Origin of the sequence: Bifidobacterium sp. UBA6881 (assembly GCA_002451435.1) — a bacterium.
Taxonomy (GTDB): domain Bacteria; phylum Actinomycetota; class Actinomycetes; order Actinomycetales; family Bifidobacteriaceae; genus Bifidobacterium.
This window is the reverse complement of the sequence record DKCF01000093.1, coordinates 6,750-8,523: the sequence shown is the minus strand read 5'-3', so window position 1 is coordinate 8,523 and position 1,774 is coordinate 6,750. Positions and strand designations below refer to the sequence as shown.

Genomic DNA, 1,774 nt, shown 5'->3' with positions numbered 1-1,774 from the left:
TGCGTGTCAGCGGGTGGAATCATCCAGTGAGTGGGTGAATTGGTCGTTTGAGAGGCCCCTCGATGGGTGAATTGTTCCAGTTACTGGATAATTCGGGACGCGGAATGTACGATATGCGTCCTTTTCTGCCAGCCATTGGATGATTTAGGACGCTACGGAGCCGATAAGCGGGCGGATTATTCCAGCGGCCGGAGGTTTTGGTCGTTTGATGGGCCTCTCAGCGGGTGAATTCATCCAGTGGCTGGAGGTTTTGGGATGTTGAGATGCGTGTCAGTGGGTGGAATCATCCAGTTACTGGAGGTTTTGGTTCTTTTACGAGGGAATCAGCGTCCTTTTTATCCAGCCACTGGATGTCTGTGTACGCTGAGGTGATGCCAGAAAAATGTGTCATTCCAGATGCTGGTCTATAGGCTCAGATGTTGGATGATTTGGGTTGCAAAATGGATGTCTGACGGGTGTTTTCGGCGTTCCGCCGTTTGGGGATATGAAAAAGGCTTCCGAATCACTTCGGAAGCCTTGTCTGTGGAGCTAAGGGGATTCGAACCCCTGACCCTCTCCATGCCATGGAGATGCGCTACCAGCTGCGCCATAGCCCCGTGGAGCTAGCCGGGTTCGAACCGGCGACCCTCTGCTTGCAAAGCAGATGCGCTACCAGCTGCGCTATAGCCCCATAGGTGAAAAAAGCGGCCAAGCCGCTTTTCAAACCTTTCCGTGGGCCCGGGAGGACTTGAACCTCCGACCTCATCCTTATCAGGGATGCGCTCTAACCAGCTGAGCTACGGGCCCATCTGCCGTGCCATTTGCACAACGAAGTAAGATAATACGCTAGATGGCAGGAAAGTCAAAATCATATATGACATCGGCGTGTCGCAGCACAATGATTGACGTGCCGCAAAAGCCGGCGTGTAAAGAACGATGGAAAGAACGATATGCGGAAACCCGACAATGAGAATCAATCCGACGGCATGCGGAAAAGCGGTCTCGCCGGCGCAAATGCCGGTGTTCGGTGGTCTGCCGGCGAACCATATACTCGCGAAACCTGCGAAATCAACGGCATGACGGTGACCATCGTGCGCAAACCGATCAAAAACATGTACCTGCGCATCAAGCCGCCGAATGCGGATATCGTCGTTTCCGCGCCGGCGCGCATGCCGGACGGCGACATTGAACGGTTCGTCATGGAACGTGGCACATGGATTCAGCATGCGCGAAATGTCATGCTGCGGGCCAGAGACGAACAAATTCGGCGGAGCGTGGGAATCGATGGCATGGAGAATGCCGGTTCGTCTGCCGGTGCGACCGAGAAATCGGACGATGGCTCTTTTGATGGTTCGATGGGCATGGGTTCGTTGGGATCGTCGGGTTTGACAGGCAGCGTTTCCTCTGATTCGCGCAACGATTCGTTCGCCTGGACCGACGCGATGCGCGCCCATGCGCGCCGCAATATCGAGGAACAGCTGCCGTCTCTGCTGGCGAAGTGGACACCCATCATCGGGCGGCGACCCACGCATATCACCCTGCGCGTCATGACTTCGCGGTGGGGCTCATGCACGCCGAAAACCGGCAGGATTCGGCTGAACCTCCAGCTTGGGCTTATGGAGCCGCGGTTCCTTGAATATGTGCTCGTGCATGAAATGACGCATTTGTGGGAACACGGGCACGGCGCCGGCTTCCAACGGCGCATGACCGCCTATCTTCCGCAATGGAGGCAGTTGCGGCGGGAGATCAATCGCCAGGTCGTGCTGTGATGGATTGCGCCGCGTGTCCGGATTGC

Annotated in this window: 1 protein-coding gene and 3 tRNA genes; 1 reads left to right on the top strand and 3 read right to left on the bottom strand. The window is 56.1% G+C overall.

The genetic code is table 11. From position 1 onward, the window contains the following. Positions 1-523: 523 nt before the first annotated feature. From B3C64_RS07395 to B3C64_RS07385, 3 genes are all read right to left on the bottom strand, one after another. Positions 524-596 (bottom strand) — tRNA-Ala (locus B3C64_RS07395). 1 nt (position 597) lies between these two features. Then, positions 598-670 (bottom strand) — tRNA-Ala (locus B3C64_RS07390). A gap of 42 nt (positions 671-712) precedes the next feature. Next, positions 713-786, bottom strand: a tRNA-Ile gene (locus B3C64_RS07385). A gap of 269 nt (positions 787-1,055) precedes the next feature. Here B3C64_RS07385 and B3C64_RS07380 point away from each other — a divergent pair. Further along, positions 1,056-1,748, top strand: coding sequence for a M48 family metallopeptidase (locus B3C64_RS07380; protein WP_291534829.1), 693 nt, complete (start codon positions 1,056-1,058; stop codon positions 1,746-1,748). Positions 1,749-1,774 lie beyond the last annotated feature (26 nt).